20 protein-coding genes are annotated in these 22,913 nt (G+C 58.6%); 13 read left to right on the top strand and 7 right to left on the bottom strand.

The window, feature by feature from the left end:
* Positions 1–54: 54 nt before the first annotated feature.
* The 4 genes from EL18_RS05490 (at position 55) to EL18_RS05475 (ending at position 4,123) form a co-directional block, all read left to right on the top strand.
* Entirely contained in the window at positions 55–1,242 is a 1,188-nt protein-coding gene (locus tag EL18_RS05490; protein WP_036480632.1) for an ABC transporter permease, read from the top strand.
* On the top strand, positions 1,242–2,069 hold the full coding sequence (locus tag EL18_RS05485; RefSeq protein WP_051913792.1) for an ABC transporter ATP-binding protein: 828 nt from the start codon (positions 1,242–1,244) through the stop codon (positions 2,067–2,069). Before EL18_RS05490 ends, EL18_RS05485 begins: the two co-directional genes overlap by 1 nt.
* Positions 2,070–2,085: 16 nt before the next feature.
* Positions 2,086–3,459 (top strand): MlaD family protein, encoded by a 1,374-nt coding sequence (locus EL18_RS05480; RefSeq protein ID WP_036480627.1) that lies wholly within the window; start codon positions 2,086–2,088, stop codon positions 3,457–3,459.
* A 64-nt stretch (positions 3,460–3,523) separates the two neighbouring features.
* Complete coding sequence (locus EL18_RS05475) at positions 3,524–4,123, top strand: ABC-type transport auxiliary lipoprotein family protein (protein ID WP_051913790.1); 600 nt, start codon at positions 3,524–3,526, stop codon at positions 4,121–4,123.
* A 124-nt stretch (positions 4,124–4,247) separates the two neighbouring features.
* On the opposite strand, the gene glnA is transcribed toward EL18_RS05475, so the two are convergent.
* Both glnA and EL18_RS05465 read right to left on the bottom strand, forming a co-directional pair.
* Positions 4,248–5,657, bottom strand: a complete 1,410-nt coding sequence (gene glnA, locus EL18_RS05470; RefSeq protein WP_036480625.1) for a type I glutamate--ammonia ligase — start codon at positions 5,655–5,657, stop codon at positions 4,248–4,250.
* Positions 5,658–5,714: 57 nt separating this feature from the next.
* A complete protein-coding gene (locus EL18_RS05465) occupies positions 5,715–6,053 on the bottom strand; it encodes a P-II family nitrogen regulator (protein ID WP_036480623.1) in 339 nt (112 codons plus the stop codon).
* A gap of 269 nt (positions 6,054–6,322) precedes the next feature.
* Here EL18_RS05465 and EL18_RS05460 point away from each other — a divergent pair, with 269 nt between their 5' ends.
* Positions 6,323–7,858, top strand: coding sequence for a bifunctional ADP-dependent NAD(P)H-hydrate dehydratase/NAD(P)H-hydrate epimerase (locus tag EL18_RS05460; protein ID WP_036480621.1), 1,536 nt, complete (start codon positions 6,323–6,325; stop codon positions 7,856–7,858).
* A 62-nt stretch (positions 7,859–7,920) separates the two neighbouring features.
* Positions 7,921–9,471 carry a phospholipase D-like domain-containing protein gene (locus EL18_RS05455; protein WP_244444518.1) on the top strand — a complete coding sequence of 517 codons (1,551 nt, stop codon included), beginning with the start codon at positions 7,921–7,923 and terminating at the stop codon, positions 9,469–9,471.
* A gap of 29 nt (positions 9,472–9,500) precedes the next feature.
* Here EL18_RS05455 and EL18_RS05450 read toward each other — a convergent pair whose 3' ends face one another.
* On the bottom strand, positions 9,501–10,457 hold the full coding sequence (locus tag EL18_RS05450; RefSeq protein WP_036480619.1) for a lysylphosphatidylglycerol synthase domain-containing protein: 957 nt from the start codon (positions 10,455–10,457) through the stop codon (positions 9,501–9,503).
* Between the two features lie 142 nt (positions 10,458–10,599).
* On the opposite strand from EL18_RS05450, the gene EL18_RS05445 reads away from it, so the two are divergent.
* Positions 10,600–11,310 (top strand): endonuclease/exonuclease/phosphatase family protein, encoded by a 711-nt coding sequence (locus tag EL18_RS05445; RefSeq protein WP_244444517.1) that lies wholly within the window; start codon positions 10,600–10,602, stop codon positions 11,308–11,310.
* Between the two features lies 1 nt (position 11,311).
* Here EL18_RS05445 and EL18_RS05440 read toward each other — a convergent pair whose 3' ends face one another.
* The 4 genes from EL18_RS05440 to EL18_RS05425 form a co-directional block, all read right to left on the bottom strand.
* Complete coding sequence (locus EL18_RS05440) at positions 11,312–12,340, bottom strand: Gfo/Idh/MocA family protein (RefSeq protein ID WP_036480616.1); 1,029 nt, start codon at positions 12,338–12,340, stop codon at positions 11,312–11,314.
* Position 12,341: 1 nt separating this feature from the next.
* Positions 12,342–13,343, bottom strand: coding sequence for an MDR/zinc-dependent alcohol dehydrogenase-like family protein (locus tag EL18_RS05435; protein WP_051913788.1), 1,002 nt, complete (start codon positions 13,341–13,343; stop codon positions 12,342–12,344).
* A 54-nt stretch (positions 13,344–13,397) separates the two neighbouring features.
* Positions 13,398–14,774, bottom strand: a complete 1,377-nt coding sequence (locus tag EL18_RS05430) for a UDP-glucose dehydrogenase family protein (protein ID WP_036480613.1) — start codon at positions 14,772–14,774, stop codon at positions 13,398–13,400.
* A 114-nt stretch (positions 14,775–14,888) separates the two neighbouring features.
* Positions 14,889–15,158 (bottom strand): hypothetical protein, encoded by a 270-nt coding sequence (locus EL18_RS05425; protein WP_036480610.1) that lies wholly within the window; start codon positions 15,156–15,158, stop codon positions 14,889–14,891.
* Positions 15,159–15,333: 175 nt separating this feature from the next.
* On the opposite strand from EL18_RS05425, the gene EL18_RS05420 reads away from it, so the two are divergent.
* The 6 genes from EL18_RS05420 to EL18_RS05395 are packed head-to-tail and all read left to right on the top strand — an operon-like array spanning position 15,334 to position 22,909.
* Positions 15,334–16,437: an NAD-dependent epimerase/dehydratase family protein gene (locus EL18_RS05420; RefSeq protein ID WP_036480607.1), complete on the top strand. Its 1,104-nt coding sequence runs from the start codon at positions 15,334–15,336 to the stop codon at positions 16,435–16,437.
* Positions 16,434–18,443 (top strand): NAD-dependent epimerase/dehydratase family protein, encoded by a 2,010-nt coding sequence (locus EL18_RS05415; protein WP_036480604.1) that lies wholly within the window; start codon positions 16,434–16,436, stop codon positions 18,441–18,443. The genes EL18_RS05420 and EL18_RS05415 overlap by 4 nt, the downstream gene beginning before the upstream one ends.
* Positions 18,440–19,597: a glycosyltransferase family 4 protein gene (locus EL18_RS05410; RefSeq protein ID WP_244444516.1), complete on the top strand. Its 1,158-nt coding sequence runs from the start codon at positions 18,440–18,442 to the stop codon at positions 19,595–19,597. Before EL18_RS05415 ends, EL18_RS05410 begins: the two co-directional genes overlap by 4 nt.
* On the top strand, positions 19,594–20,721 hold the full coding sequence (locus EL18_RS05405) for a CgeB family protein (protein WP_036480601.1): 1,128 nt from the start codon (positions 19,594–19,596) through the stop codon (positions 20,719–20,721). The genes EL18_RS05410 and EL18_RS05405 overlap by 4 nt, the downstream gene beginning before the upstream one ends.
* Positions 20,721–21,815: a CgeB family protein gene (locus EL18_RS05400; protein ID WP_036480598.1), complete on the top strand. Its 1,095-nt coding sequence runs from the start codon at positions 20,721–20,723 to the stop codon at positions 21,813–21,815. Before EL18_RS05405 ends, EL18_RS05400 begins: the two co-directional genes overlap by 1 nt.
* On the top strand, positions 21,812–22,909 hold the full coding sequence (locus EL18_RS05395) for a CgeB family protein (RefSeq protein ID WP_036480595.1): 1,098 nt from the start codon (positions 21,812–21,814) through the stop codon (positions 22,907–22,909). The genes EL18_RS05400 and EL18_RS05395 overlap by 4 nt, the downstream gene beginning before the upstream one ends.
* Positions 22,910–22,913 lie beyond the last annotated feature (4 nt).

Genomic DNA, 22,913 nt, shown 5'->3' with positions numbered 1-22,913 from the left:
GCGCTTGGCCGGAATGGAGTTTCCAATGCGCGTATGGCGAACTATGGATTGGATATGGTTTCACAAGCTCAGGCACAAGACGCGGCATCAAGGGAAACGGCTGGTCCAGCCGGTGCCGGCCTGGATGTCGAGTGGCAGGAACATGCATTGCTGTGCCGGTTGAGCGGCAAATGGATCTCGCGCACTGTGGGCAGCGTGGATGAGGCCCTGCGCAAGCTGGAGGCAAATGCCGAAGGCGTTTCTGCCCGATTGGATATCTCTGCGATAGAGACGCTCGACACAGCGGGCGCATGGCTGATTTCCCGCTTCATCAACGCCCATCGCGCCGGCGGAGGTGAAGTGGAGGTGCTCGGCGCCTCGAAATCGGCCCTCATATTGTTGGAGGAAGTACAGCCGATTGCCCGCAATCCGACGATACCTGAAAAGCCCAAAAGCGATTCCTGGTTCGTGGCGGTGCCGGCGGCGATCGGACGCGCGATGTACAATATGCGCGACGACATGATGCAGGGACTGTTCATCCTGGGTGCGACCATCAGCGGCGCGCAGATGAAACTCGGCCGCAAGCACACCTTGAACCCTGCCGCAATTGCAAACCAGATCGACCGCATGGGCGTGGGTGCCATACCGATCATAATGCTGATGTCGGCGATCGTGGGCGCAATCATTGCACAGCAAGGTGCATTTCAGCTGCGTTATTTCGGTGCCGAGATCTTCGTCGTTGATCTTGTCGGGATCCTTATATGGCGTGAACTCGGCGTGCTCATGACCGCCATCATGGTATCGGGTCGCTCTGGCAGCGCCATTACTGCCGAAATCGGCTCGATGAAGATGCGTGAGGAAGTCGACGCACTGACCGTTATGGGGCTCAATCCCGTAGGGGTTCTGGTTTTTCCACGCCTTCTTGCCCTGGTGATCGCCTTGCCCTGCCTGACGATTGTCGCGAATTTTGCGGCTGTCGGTGGAGCGATGGCAACGGCCTGGCTCTATTCAGGGATCCCACCAACGGCATTTATCGACCGCATGCATGAAGCGATCGATCTCACCACCATCTTCGCCGGGCTCATCAAGGCCCCGTTCATGGCGCTGATCATCGGTGTCATTGCGTCTGTTGAAGGCATGAAGGTCGGCGGCAGTGCCGAATCGCTTGGAAGCCACGTCACGGCTTCAGTGGTGAAGGCGATTTTCGTGGTGATTGTCGTCGATGGCCTCTTTGCCATGTTCTATGCTGCGATCGATTTCTGATGGCCGGTCTGGAGAGCAACAGCGACGTGATGACGCCGGTTCAGCCAGAATGGCAGGGCGACAAGGTCGTACTGTCGGCACGTGACATTACGGTCTCCTTCGGGGAAACCACGGTTCTGGAGAACCTGTCGCTGGACGTTCATCACGGCGAGATCCTGGGATTTGTGGGAGCGTCGGGTGCAGGCAAGTCCGTGCTTTTGCGCACGGTTCTGGGACTGATCCCGCGTAGCAGCGGCACGATTGAGCTTTTCGGAAAGGATCTCGCAACGGCATCAACCCGCGAGAAGATTGCGCTGGATATGCGGTTGGGGGTGCTGTTTCAGCATGGTGCCTTGTTCTCATCCCTCACTGTCTTGGAGAACATCCAGGTTCCGATGCGCGAGTATCTGGACCTGCCGCACAAACTGATGGACGAACTGGCTCTGCTGAAAGTGGAACTGGTGGGGCTGCCGCGCGAAGCGGCGAACAAGCTGCCATCGGAGCTTTCAGGCGGCATGATCAAACGTGCTGCCCTGGCGCGAGCGCTCGCGCTGGATCCGGATATCCTGTTTCTGGATGAGCCGACATCCGGCCTCGATCCGATCGGTGCCGCGGAGTTCGACGAACTGGTCGCCAAGATGCGCGACACGATGGGCCTTACCGTCTATATGGTAACCCACGACCTGGACAGCCTGCTTACGGTGTGTGATCGCATCGCGGTGCTGGGGAAGAAACGGGTGCTGGTCGCTGGCACCGTGGAAGAAATGATGCGAAGCGAAGAGCCTTGGGTAAAGTCTTACTTCCGAGGCAAGCGCGCCCGTCAGATCGTGACGGACAATCGACCTTGATGCAGATAGTGTACTGATGGAAACAAAAGCAAATTACGTCGCGGTCGGTGCATTCGCCATTCTCGCGCTGTTGGCAGCCTTCGGGTTCGTCTACTGGACCGCTGCGATAGGCGAGCGCGGCGAGACGTCTCTGCTGCGTATTCGCATACCCGGTTCCGCATCAGGGCTTGGGCGCGGCAGTGCTGTGTTGTTCAACGGCGTAAAGGTTGGCGACGTGCGCCGGGTCTATCTCGACTTGACCAATCCGCAAGTGGCTGTCGCCGATGCCGAGGTCGACCGTCTCACCCCCATTACCCGCTCTACCCAGGCCGATGTCGGCCTCGCGGGCCTGACCGGGCAGGCGAATATCGAGCTGAAGGGTGGCGATCCGACCGAACAGAACATTCTTCACCTGGCAGAGCAATCCAACGAGATCGCCGAAATCACGGCCAGTCCATCAGCTGTTACGAATTTGCTGCAGACGGCACAAAGCCTGCTTACGCGGGCCGATAGTGTTATCGGAGAGCTCGAAGGCTTCGTGAAGGAAGCGCGCGGGCCGCTTTCCCAGACCGTGCAGAACATCGAGCAATTTTCCCAGGCTCTTTCCCAGAACGCCTCGGGGATCGACGATTTCCTGGCCAATGTCGGGGAACTTTCGAAGACCATAGGCACCGTAACCGGCCAGTTGGAGAACACGCTCAAGGCTGCAGAAGACCTGATCGTATCCGTCGATCGCGAGAAGGTCACCGAAATCGTCACCAATGTGGAGCAGTTTACGGATGATCTGGCGAAAGCCAGCGATCAGTTCGAGACTGTGGTCACGCGTGTGGATCAGGCTGTCGCATCCATCTCGACTTTTTCGACCAGTGCGAACCAGACCCTTTCGAAGGTCGACAACGTGTTGGAAGGAATTGATGGCGATGCCGTCTCCTCCGCCGTCAGGAACTTCGAAGAGGCCAGCGGGGCGGTGAACCGCGCCTCGTCCGAGATTGCGAAAGTCACGGAAAAGATCGGCGGCCGCAGCGAGGAGATCGACCAGATAATCGTAGACGCCTCCCAGCTTGCCAGCAGGCTCAACGAGGCATCTGTACGGGTTGATGGTGTCTTGGCGAAGGTCGACAAGATGCTGGAATCCGGTGACGGCGAGGGGCTCGTTGCAGAGGCGCGCGCAACCCTCCAGTCCTTCCGTCAGGTCGCAGATACATTGAATGCGCGCGTTGGCACGATCACAGACGGCTTGTCGCGTTTTTCGGGAAAAGGCTTGAGGGACGTCGAGGCGCTTGTTGAAGATGGACGCCGCGCAATCACCCGCATCGAAAGAGCCGTCACCGATCTTGAACGAAATCCTCAGCGGATCATTACCGGTGGGGAAGGTGAGATCAAACGCTATGACGGGCGTGCCCGTCGTTGACATGCAAAGCCAAGCAAGTAGTGGTTAATCTATTGCAATTCAGCCGTTGTGGGGAGTTCTGCACGTGAGACTTGTTTATGCCGCGGGCGGCTTGCTTGCCACGGCCTTCCTCTCGGCTTGCTCGGCGATCCCCGGATTTTCCCCGCCTCCTGTTGACGCCATTGATCTGTCGGCTCCCGCTCTCATCCAAACCGCACGGGCCTTCCCGCGGCGCCAGATCCTTATAGCCGAACCGTCCGCGCTCAAGCTGCTGGACGGAGAAGACATCGTCATCCGAACGGGTGAGGGGACGGTACAGCTCCTCAATGGCGTGCGCTGGACCGATCGGTTGCCGCAGCTGATACAGGCACGCCTGGCCGAGGCCTTTCAGAAAACCGACAGTTTCGGCGGAGTGGGACTGCCCGGGCAGGGATTGGCGATCGACTACCAGGTTGTCACTGACATCCGCGCCTTTGAAATCCGCACAGGGGCGAGCGAGACGACCTATGTGGAATTGTTCGTGCGCATAGTCGATGACCGCAACGGTGTCGTGCGTGCATCACGCAGCGTCGTTGCTGTCGCACCGGTAAGCGGCACAGGCAGCGCAGCCTATCGGGCAGCCTTCAACACTGCCTTCGAGACCGCCACGGTTGAGATTGTCGACTGGGTCGTCAGCAGTCTCTAGGAGCATTCCAAAGTGTCGGGATGCGAAGAGCCGCTCTTTCGACCCCGATCCAAAAAAAAAGCCCCGCCGAAGTGACGGGGCTTTTCTTGTTGCGGGCCGGCCGGACCGGCTCGCAGATCAGGTACTATACCGAGTAGTACATGTCGAACTCGATCGGGTGCGGGGTCATCTCGTAACGCAGAACCTCTTCCATCTTCAGTTCGATGTAGGAGTCGATCTGATCGTCGTCGAAGACGCCACCGGCCTTGAGGAAGGCACGGTCCTTGTCGAGGCTCATCAGAGCTTCACGCAGGCTGCCGCAGACGGTCGGGATTTTCTTCAGTTCCTTCGCCGGCAGGTCGTAGAGATCCTTGTCCATGGCCTGGCCAGGATGGATCTTGTTCTTGATGCCGTCGAGGCCAGCCATCAGCAGCGCGGCGAATGCCAGATACGGGTTCGCCGTCGGATCTGGGAAGCGAACTTCAACGCGCTTGGACTTCGGTGAGGAGCCGAACGGAATGCGGCAGGACGCCGAACGGTTGCGTGCCGAGTAGGCAAGAAGAACAGGAGCTTCGAAGCCCGGAACCAGACGCTTGTAGGAGTTGGTTGACGGGTTGGTGAAGGCGTTCAGTGCCTTGGCGTGCTTGATGATGCCGCCGATGTAGTAGAGGCAGCTTTCCGACAGACCGGCATACTCGTTGCCAGCGAAGGTTGGCTTGCCGTCTTTCCAGATCGACTGGTGGACGTGCATGCCCGAACCGTTATCGCCGTAAATCGGCTTCGGCATGAAGGTTGCCGTCTTGCCGTAGGCATGTGCGACCTGATGCACGACATATTTGTAGAGCTGCTGCTTGTCGGCATTGCGCGTCAGCGTGTCGAACTTGATGCCAAGCTCATGCTGTGCGGAAGCCACTTCGTGGTGGTGCTTTTCAACAACAACACCCATCTCGCCCAGGAGGGTCAGCATCTCGGAACGCATGTCCTGCGCCGAATCCACTGGCGGTACCGGGAAGTAGCCACCCTTCATGCGCGGACGGTGACCGAGATTGCCCGTCTCGTATTCGCTGTCGTCATTGGACGGCAATTCGTTGGAGTCGAGCTTGAAGCCGGTGTTGTACGGGTCGGCCTTGAAGCGGACGTCGTCGAAGATGAAGAACTCGGCTTCGGGGCCAACATAGACCGTGTCGCCAAACCCTTCGGACTTCACATAAGCTTCGGCCTTCTTGGCCGTGCCGCGCGGGTCGCGGTTGTAGGACTCGCCGGAGATCGGGTCGAGGATGTCGCAGACCACAGCCATGGTGGACTGGGCAAAGAACGGGTCCATGGTTGCGGTATCGGTGTCCGGCATGAGGACCATGTCGGACTCGTTGATGGCTTTCCAGCCTGCGATGGACGAACCGTCGAACATCACGCCATCAGCGAACATGTCTTCGTCAACAGCAGACGCATCCATCGTCACATGCTGAAGCTTACCCTTCGGGTCGGTGAAGCGCAGGTCAACAAACTTGATGTCGTTGTCCTTGATCTGCTTCATCAGGTCCTGTGCTGTCGTCATTCTATTTTATCCCGTGTTTATGACCACAAAACTTGCAATCGGTTTTTGATATCAGGCTCAGACTGCGTCCGGTCCGGTCTCGCCGGTACGGATGCGGATGACTTCCTCTACGCTGCTGACAAAGATCTTTCCGTCGCCGATGCGGCCGGTCTGTGCGGCCTTTCGAATGGCTTCGACTGCGGCTTCGACCATATCGTCTGCAAGCACGACCTCGATTTTCACCTTCGGTAGAAAATCGACGACATATTCAGCGCCTCTGTAAAGTTCGGTATGGCCTTTCTGCCTGCCGAAACCCTTTGCTTCGGTGACAGTGATGCCTTGTAGTCCGACTTCCTGAAGGGCCTCCTTCACTTCGTCGAGCTTGAACGGTTTGATGATCGCCTCGATCTTTTTCATGCTTTGGCGGCCTCCGATTGCTGGTAAGCAGGGTTCGCCCCCTACTTCATCGACCTGTTATGCATGTGCCGTGCCAGTTTTGGTTATACCTGCAAAAATGAGCAGGACGCGCTGAGAACCGGCTCTTTCGCTCTCAGTGCAACGGGATCATAGTCTACTCGACAGACCAAATCATAGGTGTCTGCCTGACATTTAAGCAACATGCATAGAAACTAATCTTGCGCCTCGATCGTTGCGCTTGGCAGCCGCCGCTGTCTAAGGTTGAGATCATGAACGATGCACCACTGGAACTCCTCACGGCCTCGAAGGTCAAGCACGCCGAACAGGCCGCGGCAACGGAGCTTGCTGACGGGACCTATACGCTCATGGAGCGAGCCAGTCAGGCCGTTTACGACCTGCTGCTCGCCCGGCTCGCAGACGCTGGAGGCTTCGATGTACTTTGCGGGCCGGGCAATAATGGCGGCGACGGCTATGTGGTGGCCCGGTTGGCTGCGCAAGCAGGTCTGGATGTGGATGTTTACGCCCTTGGCCAGCCGAAACCGCATACAGACGCCGCACGCGCCTTCGCTGCCTGGGACAGGCCAATCAGGGAACTCGCCGAATGGGAGCCGCGTGCAGGGCGCGTGGTTGTCGATGCACTATTCGGTTCGGGCATAAGCCGAGACCTGGAAGGCAATGTCTTGGCTGCGGTGAGCCGTGCCAATGCTGCAGGGTCGCTCGTGGTCGCGATCGATCTGCCGACCGGTATCGAAGCAGACACGGGGCAGGTTCTGGGCGCTGCCTTCGAGGCAGCGATAACTGTCAGCTTATTTCGATACAAACCGGGTCACGTCATGGCGCCTGGCCGCCTGCATTGCGGTGAGGTCATCCTGCGCGACATAGGGATGGATGCGCGCCACCTCGATCAGCTGCAGGTGGATTGCCGGCTCAATGCGCCCGAGCTGTGGCAGCACGCTTATCCGTGGCCTTCTCAGTCCCAGCACAAATATTCACGAGGCCATGTCGGCGTGTTTGGCGGTGGGCCGATGACGTCAGGCGCGGCCAGACTGTCGGCCATGGCCGCCGCGCGCGCCGGGGCAGGGGCGGTTACCTTGTTGTCTCCAGCCAACGCCCTGCTGCTTTATGCGATGCACCTGACGTCGGTCATGGTTACGCGACTCGAAGACCGGCATGAGCTGGATGAGTTCCTTGCCAAGCGCCACCCTCAGGTATTCGTATTGGGACCGGGTTTCGGAGCCGCGGACAAGGTGCGCGTCTTTGTTGCCGACTTGCTTGGTGCAGATCTGGCCATTCGGCCGAACGCATTGGTTCTGGATGCTGATGGGCTGACGGCGTTTGAAGGTGATCCGCAGCAACTCTTCGATCTTGCCGAAGCGTTTTCGGGAAACGGTGGTACGCTCGTCCTGACGCCGCATCTGGGCGAATTCCGTCGCATTTTCCCCGACCTTGAAGGCTCGCCACTGGAGCTTGCGCGGCAAGCGGCAGAACGTGCCAAATGCGTGGTGTTGCTGAAGGGTTCGGATACCGTAATTGCGGATCCCGCGGGCCAGACAGTGATCAATTCGGCTGCACCGGCCTGGCTTGCGACCGCGGGAAGTGGCGACGTGCTGTCAGGCATCATCGCAAGTCTCCTCGCACAGGGAATGACGGCGCTGGATGCTGCAGGCGCCGCGACATGGCTGCATGCAAAAGCTGCAGAAGCCTTTGGTCCCGGCCTGATGGCAGAGGACCTGCCAGACCAGTTGCCATCGGTGCTTCGCCGCCTTTGGCGGACGCGGCAGGACCATCTTCTAAAGGAACGATAGCCCAGGGGCGGCGTTTCAGCACTGAGCCGGCAATTCGTGATCGCGCCGGGCAGGGGTAATAGATGGACGCTTCCGCCGATAACATGATTTCCACGAACAATTATCTGAACGCCAAGGATGCAGGCCAAAGGCAGACGCAGAGCGCGCGCTCCGAAGCAGCCGCCTCGGCAGGAAGCATTCTGCGCCCCGGGCGCAATGTCTGGCGCATCGAGAAAGCGACAAGGCTGAAATTCCTCGTGGATGGCGAGGCATATTTCACGATGCTCGAGCAGGCGTTGCGCAATGCCAAGCGCAGCATCTGGATCATTGGCTGGGACTTTAACGGCAATATCCGCCTGCATCCCGATCAGGGCGAGAAGTCGGTCAGGCTCGGAAATCTGATCCGCGAAGCGGTGGAAGAGAATGAAGATCTGACGGTGCGTATATTGGTATGGCGGTTGGGATCACTGTATTCGCAGAAGAAGATTCTTCAGAAGGAGCCATGGCGCGAGCATCCCCGTATCCTGGTTCGCTATGATGGCAAACATCCGCTGCGCGCCTCCCATCATCAAAAACTCGTTTGCCTGGATGACAGTCTTGCCTTTACCGGAGGCATGGACCTGACGGTGCATCGCTGGGACCGCAGACCTCATCGCCCCTATGACCCCGACCGGGTAACGGAAGACGGTGAAGCCTATGAGCCGGTGCACGACACGCAGATCGCGCTCGAAGGCGTAGCCGCCAAGGCGATCGGTGATCTGGCACGTGAACGTTGGCGTCGCGCTACCGGCGAACGCCACCAGCCGGAACATCACGGTGAGGAAATCTGGCCCGACGGGTTCGATCCGGACCTGAAAGACTGTGAGATCGGCATTGCGCGCACCTTGCCCTCGATGATGGGATTTCAGGGCCGGCGAGAGGCAGGACGATTGAATTACGACGTCCTGCGTGCCGCGCGCAAAAGCATCTATATCGAAACTCAATACCTGGCTTCGCGTCCCCTTGGCCGCTTGCTTGAGAAACGGCTTGCCGAACCTGATGGGCCCGAGGTGGTGATCCTCGTGACCGAAAGCTCTCGCGGCTTGTTCGAGCAATTTGTCATGGGTGGAAACCGCGACCGTATCATCCGACGTCTCATGGCTGCTGACCGGAACAACAGGCTGCGTGTCTATTATCCCGTTGCCGTGGATGAAACCTCCGGCAAGGAGCAGGAAATTCTCATCCACGCGAAGGTTCTCATCGTCGACGACCGCTTCCTGCGCATCGGGTCATCCAACCTCAACCACCGCTCCGAGGGGCTGGACACCGAGTGCGATGTTGCGATCGAGGCCCGCTCACCGCAGGAGAGCCAGGCGGTTGAGTTTCTGCGCAACGACCTTCTGGCCGAGCATGTCGGAGTGCCGCTGAAAGAGGTCGAGTCCGCGGTCTACGAAAGCGGATCCCTCGTGTCAGCAATCGACCGCCTGAACGTCGGCAACAAGCATCTTCGACCTTTCAACCTGGATCCCGGTGGTGAGAAGTCACTGCTGTTTGGGACGGCGGTTCTCGATCCTCTCAAGCCCTATTGGCCGCTCCAGAAGGTACGTGTGCTGCCCCACCGGATCCGCAGCTGGGCGTCCCGTCTGTTTTCCTGAACAGTGCTGACCTTGGCAGGCGCGCCGTTTCAGGCGCGCGAAGCGGATGCCTGCTCCTTCTTGTCGCGATCCGTTTTCCTAAGAATCCCGCCTTCGGCCAGAAGCAGCATCGGCAGGCCGATCATCAGCGGCAGTAGAAAGTAGCAAAAACGGAATGCAAGCACTGCACCGACCAATGGTGCGCCTCGCAGCAGATAGAGAACCGTGGCTTCAAGAACACCGAGGCCGCCGGGCACATGGCTGATCAACGCCGTCCCGTTGGCAATGGCATAGACGGCAGCCACGTCGATATAGCCAACATCTGCGAATGCAAGAACCGTCTGATGAAGGCAGGCGGCGACGAACGCAAAGTTGACTAAACCAACAGCGATCTGGGCGATCGCCAACTTCATCTGGGGAATACGAAACTCCCAATGTTTGAACCGCCAGGTAAAGTCCGAGTAGAAGGCGGCGATCCCAATATAGGCGAGGGGGACGCACAATCCCCCGATAGCCAGAATGCGGATGGTGGTGACGCCGAGCATCGTCATTTCGCTTGCAGCTTGCGGGCGCAGAAGCAATGCCGTTCCCGCCAGTGTGATGAGGCCGAGAAGCACTGTGACTCCTGAGAACAGGATCACATTTGCAACCTCACCTCCCGATGCCCCCCATTTGGAATAGAAGCGATAGCGCACGGCACCGCCGGACAATGCGGCAACACCGATATTGTGGCCGATGGAGAGGCTGGTAAATGAGGCATATGCCACCTTCGGATATGGCATTGGCCGCCCTGCATAGCGCAGGCCCAGGTAATCGAAAAAGGTGAGACAAAAATAGCTGCAAGCCGCAAACCCTATGGCCCCCGCAAGATGCCAGGCAGAGATCGAGAAGAGCGACCCCTTCAACTCGCTGAAACTGTATTTGCTGAGTGTCCTGTAGAGCAGATAGCCGGCAAGGCAAATTGCCGCGAAAACAAAAAGTCGAAGAAGGTGTTTTTTTATAGCCATTTAACCTGACATTTTAAAGTGGCACTTGCCGAAGTGAAGCAGCTTGTTCGTGTCAGGGAACGGGAGCCGGCATATGTTGGTTCCCTTTACGTGGAAGCCTGTTGAACCCTCTCAACGCCGACATGATCTGGAGCATTTTCAATTGCGGTTCTTGACCTACAACATACATGGATGTCGCGGAACGGATGGACGGTGCGATGCCTCGCGTATCGCCGAAGTCATCGCTCAGTGTGACCCTGATGTCATTGCGCTTCAGGAACTGGATGTGGGCCGCGCACGCTCGGGCGGTGTGGATCAAGCGCATGAAATAGCGCGGCATCTCGACATGAAGTTTCACTTTCACGCGGCCATGAGAGTGGAAGAGGAGCACTACGGCAATGCCGTGCTCACCTCGCGGGATATGCGTGTGGTCAAGTCGGGAATCTTGCCTGCCCCGGGGGAACCCCGTGGTGCGCTTCACGTCGAGATATCAGGCGACGCCGGACCAGTACACGTCATGACTACCCATCTGGGCGTCATGCGTGGGCAGCGCAACCACCAGCTTGATCGACTTTTGAGTGCGAACTGGATCGCAGGCGTTCCGGAGGATATGCCTCTGGTCCTGATGGGGGACTTGAATGCGATACCATTTTCTTCGGTGTACCGCCGCCTCAGCCGCGAGATGAAGGACGCCACGCACTATCGCGGTCGGCGCGGCGCGACCTTCCCGTCACGCTTCCCCATGCTGCGCATCGACCACATCTTCATGCGTGGCCCGGTCTCCTCGCGCGGGAGTGAGGTCTATGACAGCGCGCTGACGCGGTTGGCGTCGGACCACCGCCCGCTTTATGCGGACCTGGAGTTCAAATCGTAAGTCAGCCGGCGCGGGCGAGAAGCCGTGGTTGCGCGACTTCTTCCCGCCCGTAAATGCGGTCGAGAACACCTGCGGTCAGCACATGCTCTTCGGCCGATTCGTCGAATTTTCTCGAGCGGGTGAGTTGTTCGGCCCAGGCAATCAGTGCCTTGCCGCCCCATTCGTCAGGCGGAACGACCAGCACTTCACGCGTGGTTCCATGCATCACGGCAGCTTCGAAGTCGAAGAACGACCCGTCAATGTTTCGCATCTCCAGGGCGCCATTGGTGCCATAGAAGGTAGCTGTGATCTCCGCATCCTTTCCGGCACTGAGACCCCAGGAGCATGCCAACCGGCAGCTCGTGCCGTCCGCAAGTTCGAAGGCGGAAACAGCATAATCCTCAACAGTGTCCGGGTTGCCGCCGAGACGCTTGCCCTTCGCATAAAGGCTGCTCGTGACCTGCGTGACCTTCTGGAAGCCAGTCACCCACATCATCAGATCCACCAGATGGACGCCCAGATCGACAACGCATCCGCCGCCGGACTGGCTGACATCGTAAAACCAGGGCTTGTCCGGCCCGTAAGCGTTGTGAAACACGAGGTCTGCTGAAAACAATCGCCCGATCCGGCTATTGGCCAGTTCTTCGCGGATCTTCTGCATTGCCGCCGTATGCCGATAGGACAAGTCCAGACCAAGAAGCCTGTCGGCACGCCGCGCTGCTGCAACAACATCTGCGACTTCTGGAGCATTCCGGCCAAGCGGCTTCTGGCAAAACACCGCAACACCTGCCTCGAGGCAGCGGATGGACTGTGCCGCATGCATCGCACTGGGCGTGGCAATGACGATACCGTCCAGGTCGAGGCTCAGAAGTTCATCCAGATCAGCAACCATGCGGGCATCGGGAGCAATCATCGCCGCTTCGCGCAGACACTCACCCGAAGGATCGCAGAGCGCAGAAATTTCAACGATGCCGCTCGCTCCAAGCGCCTCCATGCGCATGCGACCGATCCAACCAAGGCCCAGAAACCCGATACGTGGCTTGCCGCTCATTTCACATCCTCACCACTGCTTTGAGAAATCCGTCGGGCCGGTCGCGTGCATCCTGGAGCGCCTGGTTCAATTCCTCCAGCCTATAGCGATGCGTTATCAAGGGCGAAGGATCGATCTTGCCGGCAACCACTGCGTCGATTGCTGCGCGGATCCCTGAAAGATATCTTTCAGGGTCACGCTCATGGGCGTTGATGACATCGAGACCCTTCCAGTTCCACATCTGCATGTTGATCTGACGTGGCCCGTCCTGATGGTAACCGGCGATAACCAGCCGTCCGCGCTCGCTCGTCAGTTCACCGGCAAGATCAAGGGGCCATGGCTTGCCCGTGGCTTCGATGACGCGGTCACATAGGGCACCGTCGGTAAGCGCCTTTACCTCATCTATGATGCGATAGTGGTCGTCCATCCTGATCACATGTCGTGCGCCTGCATGCTTCGCAATGGACAATGCAGTGTCACGCCGACTTACAGCAATTACGCGCGCCCCTTCCGATACGCACAACCGGCAGAGCAGGGCCCCCAGAAAGCCGCTGCCGACGATCGCGACGGTCTGGCCCGGGCGAATGTCGCTGCGAGCAAAAATATTCATGGCGCAGCCAAGCGGTTCGCCCGGGAAATCCTTGTCGGACAAGCCGTCAGGCAGCGGAACGACATTTTCCGCCGGTCCAACGTCATATTCGGCATAGGAATTGTAGAACAGAGTTGTAACGGGCATGCCGATCTGCAGGCCAGTCACGCCTTCACCCAGTGCCGCGATCGTGCCGTAGCCTTCGTGCCCCATATCACCGGGTGCCGTTGGATATTCCATCCATTCTGGCCCTTGCCATGGCTCGATATTGGACGCGCAAACTCCGCAGCCGGCAAGACGCACCAGAACTTCGCCGCGTTTGGGCTCGGGAATGGCGACCTCTTTGATCTCGAAACGATTGGGCGCAGTGAGTACCGCAGCTCTCATTGTTTTCGAAATAACCTGCTCGGTGTGAGTGCGATCGAGGAGTGTCATACAAGTTCCTATGAGAAAGCTTGGTGCGGCCGGCGCGCATCGTGCCGACCCTGCTCAGATATGTTCTGGCGCCGCTACCCGCCTGTCCCAGGAGCCAATAGGCGCCACGCCTTTGCGCGATGCCGGTGCTGCCGAGACACGGCCCAGACTAACGAGCCGCAAGCCGGCTTCGGAGGCCGCCGAGGGTTCGAGGAGATTGCGGTAATCGAAGAGATGATCGCCAACCATGAGGCCGCGCAGGCGTCTCAGGTCGAGCGCGCGATATTCCTCCCATTCCGTCAGGATAACGACAGCATCGGCGCCGCGGCAGCAGTCATAGGCATCCTCATGCAAGGAGACGCCCGCGAGATGTTCAGAAGCCGTTTGAAGTGCCTTGGGGTCATGGGCAGCTACTTCCAGACCGCGTTCCTGAAGATGCGGTATAATGGAGAGTGAGGCAGCTTCGCGGACATCATCGGTATTCGCCTTGAAGGCCAGGCCAAGTACGGCGACACGCTGCCCTGCGTTCAGGCTGCCTTCGCGTATGATACGTTGCGCAAGATGCTTCTTGCGCTCATCGTTGCGGGAGATAAGAGCTTCGACAAGATGTTGCCGCGCACCGTATTCCCGCCCGGTAGAGGCGAAGGCTCGCGTGTCCTTCGGGAAACAGGAACCACCATAACCAGGTCCCGGCTGCAGGAATGCCGCGCCGATGCGTGTATCAAGGCCAATGCCGCGCGCGACATCCGATACGTCGCCGCCACTGTTTTCGCAAAGATCTGCCACCTCGTTGATGAAACCGATCTTCAGAGCGAGGAAGGCGTTCGCAGCATATTTGATGAGTTCGGCATTGATGGTTCTTGTCTCGACGATTGGCGCCTGTTCTTTGACGAACGGCGCATAGATTTTGCGGAGAACCTTCATGGAGTAGGGGTCGTCTGCTCCCAAGACAATCCGGTCAGGCTCCATGAAGTCCTTTATGGCAGACCCTTCCCGCAAGAATTCCGGGTTGGAAGCCACGCGCACATCGAATGCTCCGCGTTCGCGGGCGATGATTTCCCGCATGCTTTGTGCAGTGCCGGCCACAACCGTGGATTTCATGACGACCACGGTTCCGGCCATCAAGTGGGGAGCTATGCTCCTGCCTGCAGCGAAGACTTGCGAGAGGTCGATGCTGCCATCCGCACCCGACGGTGTCCCGACTGCGATGAAGACCGCATGAGCCCCCTGCACGGCCTCTGCTGTGTCTGCGGAGAAGTGCATCCTCCCGGACCCGATCATCTCGTTGAGCGCAATATCGAGGCCCGGCTCGTAAATGGGCAACACCCCTTTTTGCAGCATTGTGATGCGCTCGCGGTTCAGATCAAGGCAGCACACATCATGTCCCAGTTTCGCCAGGCAGGTACCTGTTGTGATGCCAACATAACCAGAGCCGACAATCGCGATCTTCATGCTGCAACCTCCAAGGGGGACGATATGCGCCTAATCATCGGGACCTGCGCTTGTTCCAGCAGAAGAAGAAAAAGACCTCATTCCTGGATGTTCGCATAATTAAGCAAATACGGCCTATTGATCCGCTTTGTTGATAAACTTGTTGAATCGGCTTGTGCCGCCGTCACTGGTTTCATCCTGATAGAGAAACGCCAGATTGTTGCTGTCGAAGATCTGGAAAAACTCTTCCCAGCTGATCTTTTCGAGGTTCTCTTCCGGCTCTCCGAAATCGATGCGCAGGACCCCGCCGGGAGCGCTGTCACGCACTCTCGCTGGGTGCCCGTCGCGAGCTTCTGCCCATCGGCGTATGGTTTCGTGATCTGTGGTGGTCTTGGCTTCAGACATCGGACAAGCTCCCTGAATAAGCCTTGCAGGTGTCGTTGATACGTCAGCCACTTAACCATCGTCTGAGGCTAAGGTTCCTGCTGCTTCACCAAGGAATGGTTCGCAGCTGGAACATTTAGAAGCTGCGACAGTTACTGTTCCGACATTTCGAGAAACGATTGGGAGCACCCGGCGGATGCGAGTTCTTGTTACCGGTGGTTGCGGCTTTATTGGCCGATATGTGACGGCTGAATTGCTCGAAAACGGCTATGAGGTCCGAATTCTGGACTCGCTCGTCGAACAGGTACATGCGGAAGAACAGCCAGCCAGGACAGATGGCGTGGAATATCTGTTTGGCGATGTGCGGGACCCGGCCCTGGTGCGCGAGGCACTGGATGGAGTCGACGGTGTGCTTCATCTCGCGGCAGAAGTCGGCGTCGGTCAGTCCATGTATGAGATTTCGCGCTATGTCGGCGCGAACGACCTCGGCACCGCCGTCCTCTTGGAAAACATGATCGACCGCCCGATCAAACGGATAGTCGTCGCCTCTTCCATGAGTGTCTATGGCGAAGGCCTTTACGAAACGGAGGACGGCCGGCGGATCGATCGTGCAAGGCGCACAAGGAACCGTATCCAGGCCGCTCAATGGGATCCGGTTGATGCTTCGGGGCGTACACTGACGCCCATCCCCACCGATGAGGAGAAGCCGGTCGATCTGGCATCCATCTACGCGCTTTCCAAATATGCGCAGGAGCGCGAAGTGCTGATCTTCGGGCAAGCCTATCCGGTGGAAGCCGTCGCGCTGAGGCTGTTCAACGTGTTCGGCGCAGGACAGGCACTTTCCAATCCATATACCGGCGTTCTCGCCAATTTCGCTTCACGTCTCGCCAATGATCAGGCACCGCTGGTATTTGAAGACGGGAACCAGAAGCGCGATTTCGTTCACGTGAAGGACGTTGCCCGCGCGTTCCGCCTTGCATTGGAATGCCAAAGCGCGGACGGACAGGTCATCAATATCGGCAGCGGCCGCGCATATAGCGTGCGACAGGTCGCGGAGCTGGTCGCGGAAGCGCTCGACAAGTCGGCGGTCAAGCCGGAAATCCTGGGCAAGGCGCGCTCAGGCGATATCCGCAACTGCTTCGCGGACATCGCAAAGGCTCGTGATCTCCTCGGCTTCGAGCCCAGATACCGTCTTGAGGATTCCGTAGCCGAGTTTGCCGAGTGGGTGCGGACGACCGGAGCCGTCGATAATGCGGCCCAGATGCGCAAGCAACTCGAAGAACGGGGTCTTGTTTCATGAGTCAGCGGAAAGACTTCGGGTTCGTCGAGTGGTTTCGTCCCGGGGAATATGAGCGCACTGAGCAGATACTGCCGGAGCTGAAGGCATCCGGCGCTCGATATCTGCGCACTCACCTTTCCTGGGCCGAATATCTCGCGCAAGGCGGTCCTGAGTGGTTCGACTGGCTGCTGCCGCGTCTGGCCGAACAATTCGAGGTGCTGCCCTGCGTCCACTACACGCCCCCCTCCATTTCACGCAATGGCAAGTCGTCAGGCGCGCCAAAGCGGCTGCAGGACTACGCAGATTTCGTGGACCATGTACTGACCCGCTACGGCGCACACTTCACCGAGATCGAATTGTGGAACGAGCCGAACAATCTTCTGGATTGGGATTGGCGGATCGATCAGGACTTTCAGCTCTTCTGTGAAATGGTCGGTGCTGCAGCCTATTGGGCGCAGAAGCGTGGCTGGAAGGCCGTCCTGGGCGGGCCTTCACCATTCGACCCATACTGGGTCGACCTTATGGGACAACGGGGCCTGCTGGATGTTGTGTCAGCCGTCGGCATCCATGGGTTCCCGGGGACTTGGGACAGCGAGGAGGGCAGCTGGAACGGATGGAACCGCAATATCGACGAGCTGCGTGAGATTGTCGACCGCTACAACCCTGCCGCCCGGATCTGGATAACCGAAACAGGCTATTCAACCTGGCGCAACGATGAGGTGGAACAGGGGCGACGGTTCCTGAGCGCCTTGGATGCAGCTGCCGATCGCATGTACTGGTACTCCTGGCGTGATGTCCCCCATGACATTGCCGTCCAGGAAGGTCATTGGTTTGATGTCCGCCACTACCATCTGGGTGCTGTGGACAATTCCGGGAAGCCAAAACTTCTTTCGCGGCTGCTCAAGGATGGCGGTATCGAACGGGTCCGGGAGGTAACGCGGCTTGCCGCGCCCGCTCGGGGAGCCAAGGCAGCACCGATACTCATCACCGGCGGCAGCGGTTTCATCGGCAGCAATCTGGCGGACAGCTACCTCGCGGATGGTCACGATGTGATCGTGCTCGACAATATCAGCCGCCCCGGCGTCGACCAGAACCTCAATTGGTTGAAGGATCGCCACAAGGATCGGGTCCATCCGCTTCTTGCAGATATTCGCGATATGCACGCGATACGGCCCGCACTTCAGGATGCCAGGGTCGTCTTCCATCTGGCCGCACAGACTGCAGTCACCACCAGCCTTGAAGAGCCCTTCGGCGATTTCGAGGTCAATGCACGTGGAACCTTGAACATACTCGAAGGTGTGCGCGCCGCCGGTCGCGATGCGCCCGTAATCTTTGCCAGCACCAACAAGGTGTACGGGGCACTCCTGGATCTGGAAATGATCGAGCTGGAGGACCGTTATGTCCCTGCTTCCAAGTCGACGCACAGATACGGGATCGCAGAGACGCGGCCGCTGGAATTCTGCACTCCCTATGGATGCTCGAAAGGTGTCGCGGACCAGTATGTGCTCGATTACGCAAAGACCTTCGGAGTACCCAGCGCGGTGATGCGCATGAGCTGCATCTACGGCCCCAGACAGTTCGGGACAGAGGACCAGGGCTGGGTTGCGCACTTTCTCATCAGGGCACTGGACGGCCAGCCGATCACCATCTTCGGAGATGGCAAGCAGGTGCGCGACATCCTGCATGTCAACGACGCGGTGAAGGCCTATCGGCTTGCCGCCGAACACATCGGTGCAATCTCGGGCAAAGCCTACAATCTGGGCGGCGGTCCGGCCAATGCGGTCAGCCTGCAAATGGTGCTGCATGAAATCGGCAAGATCACCGGTAGTGATCCCGATATCGGTCGCGAGCCGTGGCGGCCGGGCGACCAGCATTACTATGTGAGCGATACGCGCCTTCTGCAGAAAGAACTGGGCTGGCAGAGCCAAACCGCGTGGCGGGAAGGGTTGCAGGATCTTGCGGATTGGCTTTGTGCCACGCGCGGTCTGACCATCAACAACAATAACAAGAAGAGGATGTCAGCATGAAACATGTCGGAGCTGAACTCGGAGCCGTTGCAGCAACCCACCATCTGATGACTGGCCACGGCGGTCCCGGCGGCTACCATATCCTCATGACCCTGGATGCCGTGGGCGGTGTATGGCGCTATGCCATGGAACTGGCCCGCGCACTGCGTCCGCAGTTTCACCGCGTGACCTTTCTCGGCTTCGGCCCACGGCCAAGCGGGGAGAAGGCAGGAGAAGCTGAACGTCTGGGTAAGCTGATCTGGCTGGATGAGCCGCTCGACTGGATGGTATGCGATGCCGTCGCACTCTCGCGCGTGCCTGATGAGATTGAGCGTGTTGCTCGGGAAGAGAACGTTGATCTCATTCACCTCAACATGCCTACCCAGGCAGCCGGTCTCACCACGTCGCTACCCGTAGTGGCCGTCTCCCATTCCTGTCCGATCACCTGGTGGCATGCGGTAAAGAAAGAACCGCTGCCTGAAAGCTGTAAATGGCTTGAAGAACTGAACCGGCGCGGAATGGAGCGTGCGGATGCAGTGATCGCACCGAGTGGAAGCCACGCGCAGGCCGTCGCAGGAAGCTACGGCGTGGTTCCCAAGCTCCAGGTGGTCCACAACGGCCTCAGCAATTTCATGAACGGTGCCGAGAAAGATCCGGTAATCTTTGCAGCGGCACGTTGGTGGGATGAAGCGAAGAACGCATCATTGCTGGATGCCGCGGCTGCAAATGTGGACTGGCCGATTGTCATGGCCGGCGCAGGCGAGGGGCCGAACGGCCAGAGCGTTGCCATCGAAAATGCATGCCATCTCGATGAGGTGCCCCATGCCGACCTGATGCGCCAGCTAGGTCGTGCGGCGATCGTCGTTTCCCCTTCGCTCTACGAGCCGTTTGGTCTGGCAGCCCTGGAAGGTGCGCGTTCGGGCGCAGCGCTCGTTCTTGCAGATATCGCGACCTATCGCGAGCTTTGGAACGACAGCGCCATCTTCTTCGATCCCAGAGATGCACAAAGCCTGGAACGGGCTCTTGCTCGGCTCATTGAAGACGCCGGACTTCGTGAGGAGCTTGGGCAAAAGGCTCTCGCACGCTCAAGACGTTACACGCCCGACATCCAGGCCGCCGAGATGATTGAAATCTACCAGGCACTGTGCGGGGAAACCGTGGAGATGGCCGTATGAAATTCGTCTTCTATACGCACTCGCTTCTCTCGGACTGGAACCATGGCAACGCCCACTTCCTGCGTGGCGTCATGAGGGAACTGGTCAATGCTGGGCACGATGCGGTGGCTCTGGAACCAGCAGATGGCTGGAGCAGGCAGAACCTGATATCCGATCAGGGCCAGCAGGCGGTCGATCGCTTCTTGAAAGACTTCCCCGGGCTTGAAAGCGCACTCTACGATGAACACTTCGACCATGAAGCTGCTCTTGACGGAGCCGATGTGGTCGTCGTGCACGAATGGACGGACCCGCAACTTGTAAAACGGTTGGGGGACCTCCGTCAGAACAGTGATTTCACTCTGATTTTCCACGACACGCACCACCGCGCCGTGTCGGCCGAACCCGAAATCGCAGAGCTGTCCCTCAAGCACTACGATATGATCCTTGCCTTTGGCGACACGCTTCGCCAGCGCTATCTGGCGCAGGGATGGGGCAGTCAGGTGGTAACCTGGCATGAAGCGGCTGATTTGAGGCTGTTCCGCCCCATGCACACGCCGGCAAAGGATGGTGACCTGATCTGGATCGGCAATTGGGGTGACGATGAACGAACGGCGGAACTTCACGAGTTCCTGATTGAACCCGCGCGCTCACTTCGGCTGAAAACCCTGGTCCGGGGTGTCCGCTATCCCTCGGAAGCCAAAGAAACCTTGGCGGCAGCCAACATCACCTATGGCGGTTGGATTGCCAATGCTGACGTTCCGGAAGCCTTTGCCCGCTACCGCGTGACGGTTCATGTGCCCAGACGGCCATATCGCGAAACACTGCCCGGCATTCCCACGATACGCATGTTCGAGGCGCTGGCCTGCGGCATCCCGCTGGTTTCGGCACCCTGGGAAGATACCGAGGGTTTGTTTCGAGGCGGCCAGGACTTCCTTTTCGCTCGCGATGGCCAGGAGATGAGGAAGCATCTGACAAACATACTGTCTGATCCGGAACTCAGCGCCGAACTTGCGCGTAATGGGTACGAGACAATCACAACAAGACACAGCTGTGCCCACCGCGTGGACGAATTGCTTAGCGTCTTGAGCCAACACGGTACCGCGCGCGTTCGCACTCAACTGGCTCCGAAGGAGGCCGCCGAGTGATGAAGATCGCATTCTATGGGTCGAGCCTCGTTTCGTCTTACTGGAACGGTGCTGCAACATACTACCGGGGCATCATTCGTCAGCTTCACAAGCTTGGTCACCAGGTGACTTTCTACGAGCCGAATGTCTATGACCGCCAGAAACACAGGGATATCTGCCCGCCCGAATGGTGTCGCTCGGTCGTTTATGATGGCACGACCGAAGCGCTGAAAGAACATGCCCGAAAAGCCGCGAAAGCAGACGTTGTGGTGAAGACCAGCGGCGTCGGTTTCGAGGACGAAGCCCTGTTCGATGAAGTCTTTGCCGCCGCGCATCCCCAATCGCTCAAGATTTTCTGGGACGTGGATGCACCTGCAACCTTGTCCGAGATGCGGTCGCATAGCACCCACCCGTTGCATCGGCAGATTCCCGAGGTGGATCTGGTTCTGACCTATGGTGGCGGAAAGCCCGTCATTGACGGCTACCACGCCATGGGCGCTCGTGAATGTATCCCCATTTACAACGCGCTCGATCCCGATACGCATCATCCCGTCCGCGCCGAAAACCGCTTCACCGCCGATCTGTCCTTCCTCGGGAATCGTCTTCCCGATCGCGAGGCCCGCGTTGAGCAGTTCTTCTTCGATGCCGCCGAACAGGCATCCTCCCAACGCTTCATCCTTGGCGGATCAGGTTGGGGCGACAAGGCGATGCCGAGCAATATCCGCTATATCGGCCATGTTCCGACCAAGGACCACAACGCCTTCAATGTGACGCCAAAAGCAGTGTTGAACATCAGCCGTGAAAGCATGGCGCAGAATGGTTACTCGCCGGCAACACGTGTCTTCGAGGCGGCTGGTGCCGGTGCATGTCTCATCACTGACAGTTGGGAAGGCCTCGATATGTTCCTGAAAGAAGGTGAAGAGGTCCTGGCAGCGCGAGACGGGCAGGAAGTCGCGGAAATCCTTCAGTCTCTGACCGACAAAGAGGCAAAGCGTATCGGGGAAAACGGCCGACGGCGCATTCTGCGCGAGCATACTTATGCCCACAGGGCGGCGGAGCTCGATCGCATCCTGAAGAACCATTTGCACAACAATCACATAGAGGCTGCCGAATGAACCGCCCCCTCTCGATTGTCTTCATCGGTCTTTCCGTCTCTTCCTCATGGGGCAACGGTCATGCCACGACCTATCGCTCTCTTATGCGCGGCCTGGCTTCGCAGGGCCATGAACTCCACTTCATAGAGCGCGACGTGCCCTGGTATGCAGAGCATCGTGACCTACCCGACCCGGAATTCTGCAAGCTTTCCTATTATGAGAATGCTGACGAGATCACGCGGTTCGAGAAGGAAATCGTCTCGGCCGATGCGGTGATCCTGGGCTCGTATGTGCCGGATGGACAGTTGGTGATCGACAGGGTGGCGCGGATGCAGCCCAGACTGTTCTGCTTCTATGACATTGATACGCCGGTCACCATGGCCGCGCTCGATCGCGGGGAAGAAACATTCCTTGCCCGTCGGCAGGTGCCGTTCTTCGATATCTATTATTCTTTCTCGGGTGGAGAAGTGCTCACCAGGCTTGAGCGCGATTACGGCGCGCAGCGGGCTGAAGCGCTCTACTGCAGCGTGGATGCCGAGCGCTACCGTCCGACCGGCGAGGCGATCGAGTGGGAGCTGGGTTATCTGGGCACATACAGTCCCGACCGCCAGCCGGTTCTGGACAGGTTGCTGCTGGAGCCGGCCCGGGCACTGCCTGACCGCAAGTTCGTCGTTGCCGGGTCGCAATATCCCAAGGACATCGACTGGCCCGATAACGTCGACAGGATCGATCACCTTCCGCCGGAAGAACATCCATCCTTTTACAGCCGTCAGAAATTCACTGTGAATGTCACACGTGCTGACATGGTTGCTGCAGGCTGGTCACCCAGCGTCCGTCTTTTCGAAGCAGCTGCATGTGCGACACCGATCATCAGCGATCGTTGGCGCGGCATTGAAGAGGTTCTACCGGAAGGAGAGGCGATCCTGCTGGCTGACGATACCCGGCAGGTGATCGACTGGCTCTGCAACTCAACGCGCGAGGAAAGAGCGGCGATCGGCAATTCGGCCCGAGATCGCGTTCTGAAAAACCATACCGGGGAGGCCCGCGCGCGTGAACTCGTAGCGACGCTGCGCGATGCAGGAGCCGGAACTTCTCATTACGCGAAGGCTGTCTGAGGCC

The sequence above is a fragment of the Nitratireductor basaltis genome, from assembly GCF_000733725.1.
Taxonomy (GTDB): Bacteria; Pseudomonadota; Alphaproteobacteria; order Rhizobiales; family Rhizobiaceae; genus Chelativorans; species Chelativorans basaltis.
This window is presented reverse-complemented; position numbering and strand designations above follow the sequence as displayed.

What these genes read in the sequence shown, in the direction of transcription:
- EL18_RS05415 (WP_036480604.1), top strand. Translation starts at nt 16,434, where the DNA reads ATGAGTCAGCGGAAAGACTTCGGGTTCGTCGAGTGGTTTCGTCCCGGG.
- EL18_RS05395 (WP_036480595.1), top strand. Translation starts at nt 21,812, where the DNA reads ATGAACCGCCCCCTCTCGATTGTCTTCATCGGTCTTTCCGTCTCTTCC.
- EL18_RS05455 (WP_244444518.1), top strand. Translation starts at nt 7,921, where the DNA reads ATGGACGCTTCCGCCGATAACATGATTTCCACGAACAATTATCTGAAC.
- EL18_RS05480 (WP_036480627.1), top strand. Translation starts at nt 2,086, where the DNA reads ATGGAAACAAAAGCAAATTACGTCGCGGTCGGTGCATTCGCCATTCTC.
- EL18_RS05460 (WP_036480621.1), top strand. Translation starts at nt 6,323, where the DNA reads ATGAACGATGCACCACTGGAACTCCTCACGGCCTCGAAGGTCAAGCAC.
- EL18_RS05400 (WP_036480598.1), top strand. Translation starts at nt 20,721, where the DNA reads ATGAAGATCGCATTCTATGGGTCGAGCCTCGTTTCGTCTTACTGGAAC.
- EL18_RS05450 (WP_036480619.1), bottom strand. Translation starts at nt 10,457, where the DNA reads ATGGCTATAAAAAAACACCTTCTTCGACTTTTTGTTTTCGCGGCAATT.
- EL18_RS05435 (WP_051913788.1), bottom strand. Translation starts at nt 13,343, where the DNA reads ATGACACTCCTCGATCGCACTCACACCGAGCAGGTTATTTCGAAAACA.
- EL18_RS05490 (WP_036480632.1), top strand. Translation starts at nt 55, where the DNA reads ATGGTTTCACAAGCTCAGGCACAAGACGCGGCATCAAGGGAAACGGCT.
- EL18_RS05430 (WP_036480613.1), bottom strand. Translation starts at nt 14,774, where the DNA reads ATGAAGATCGCGATTGTCGGCTCTGGTTATGTTGGCATCACAACAGGT.
- EL18_RS05410 (WP_244444516.1), top strand. Translation starts at nt 18,440, where the DNA reads ATGAAACATGTCGGAGCTGAACTCGGAGCCGTTGCAGCAACCCACCAT.
- EL18_RS05425 (WP_036480610.1), bottom strand. Translation starts at nt 15,158, where the DNA reads ATGTCTGAAGCCAAGACCACCACAGATCACGAAACCATACGCCGATGG.
- EL18_RS05405 (WP_036480601.1), top strand. Translation starts at nt 19,594, where the DNA reads ATGAAATTCGTCTTCTATACGCACTCGCTTCTCTCGGACTGGAACCAT.
- EL18_RS05420 (WP_036480607.1), top strand. Translation starts at nt 15,334, where the DNA reads ATGCGAGTTCTTGTTACCGGTGGTTGCGGCTTTATTGGCCGATATGTG.
- glnA (WP_036480625.1), bottom strand. Translation starts at nt 5,657, where the DNA reads ATGACGACAGCACAGGACCTGATGAAGCAGATCAAGGACAACGACATC.
- EL18_RS05485 (WP_051913792.1), top strand. Translation starts at nt 1,242, where the DNA reads ATGGCCGGTCTGGAGAGCAACAGCGACGTGATGACGCCGGTTCAGCCA.
- EL18_RS05465 (WP_036480623.1), bottom strand. Translation starts at nt 6,053, where the DNA reads ATGAAAAAGATCGAGGCGATCATCAAACCGTTCAAGCTCGACGAAGTG.
- EL18_RS05440 (WP_036480616.1), bottom strand. Translation starts at nt 12,340, where the DNA reads ATGAGCGGCAAGCCACGTATCGGGTTTCTGGGCCTTGGTTGGATCGGT.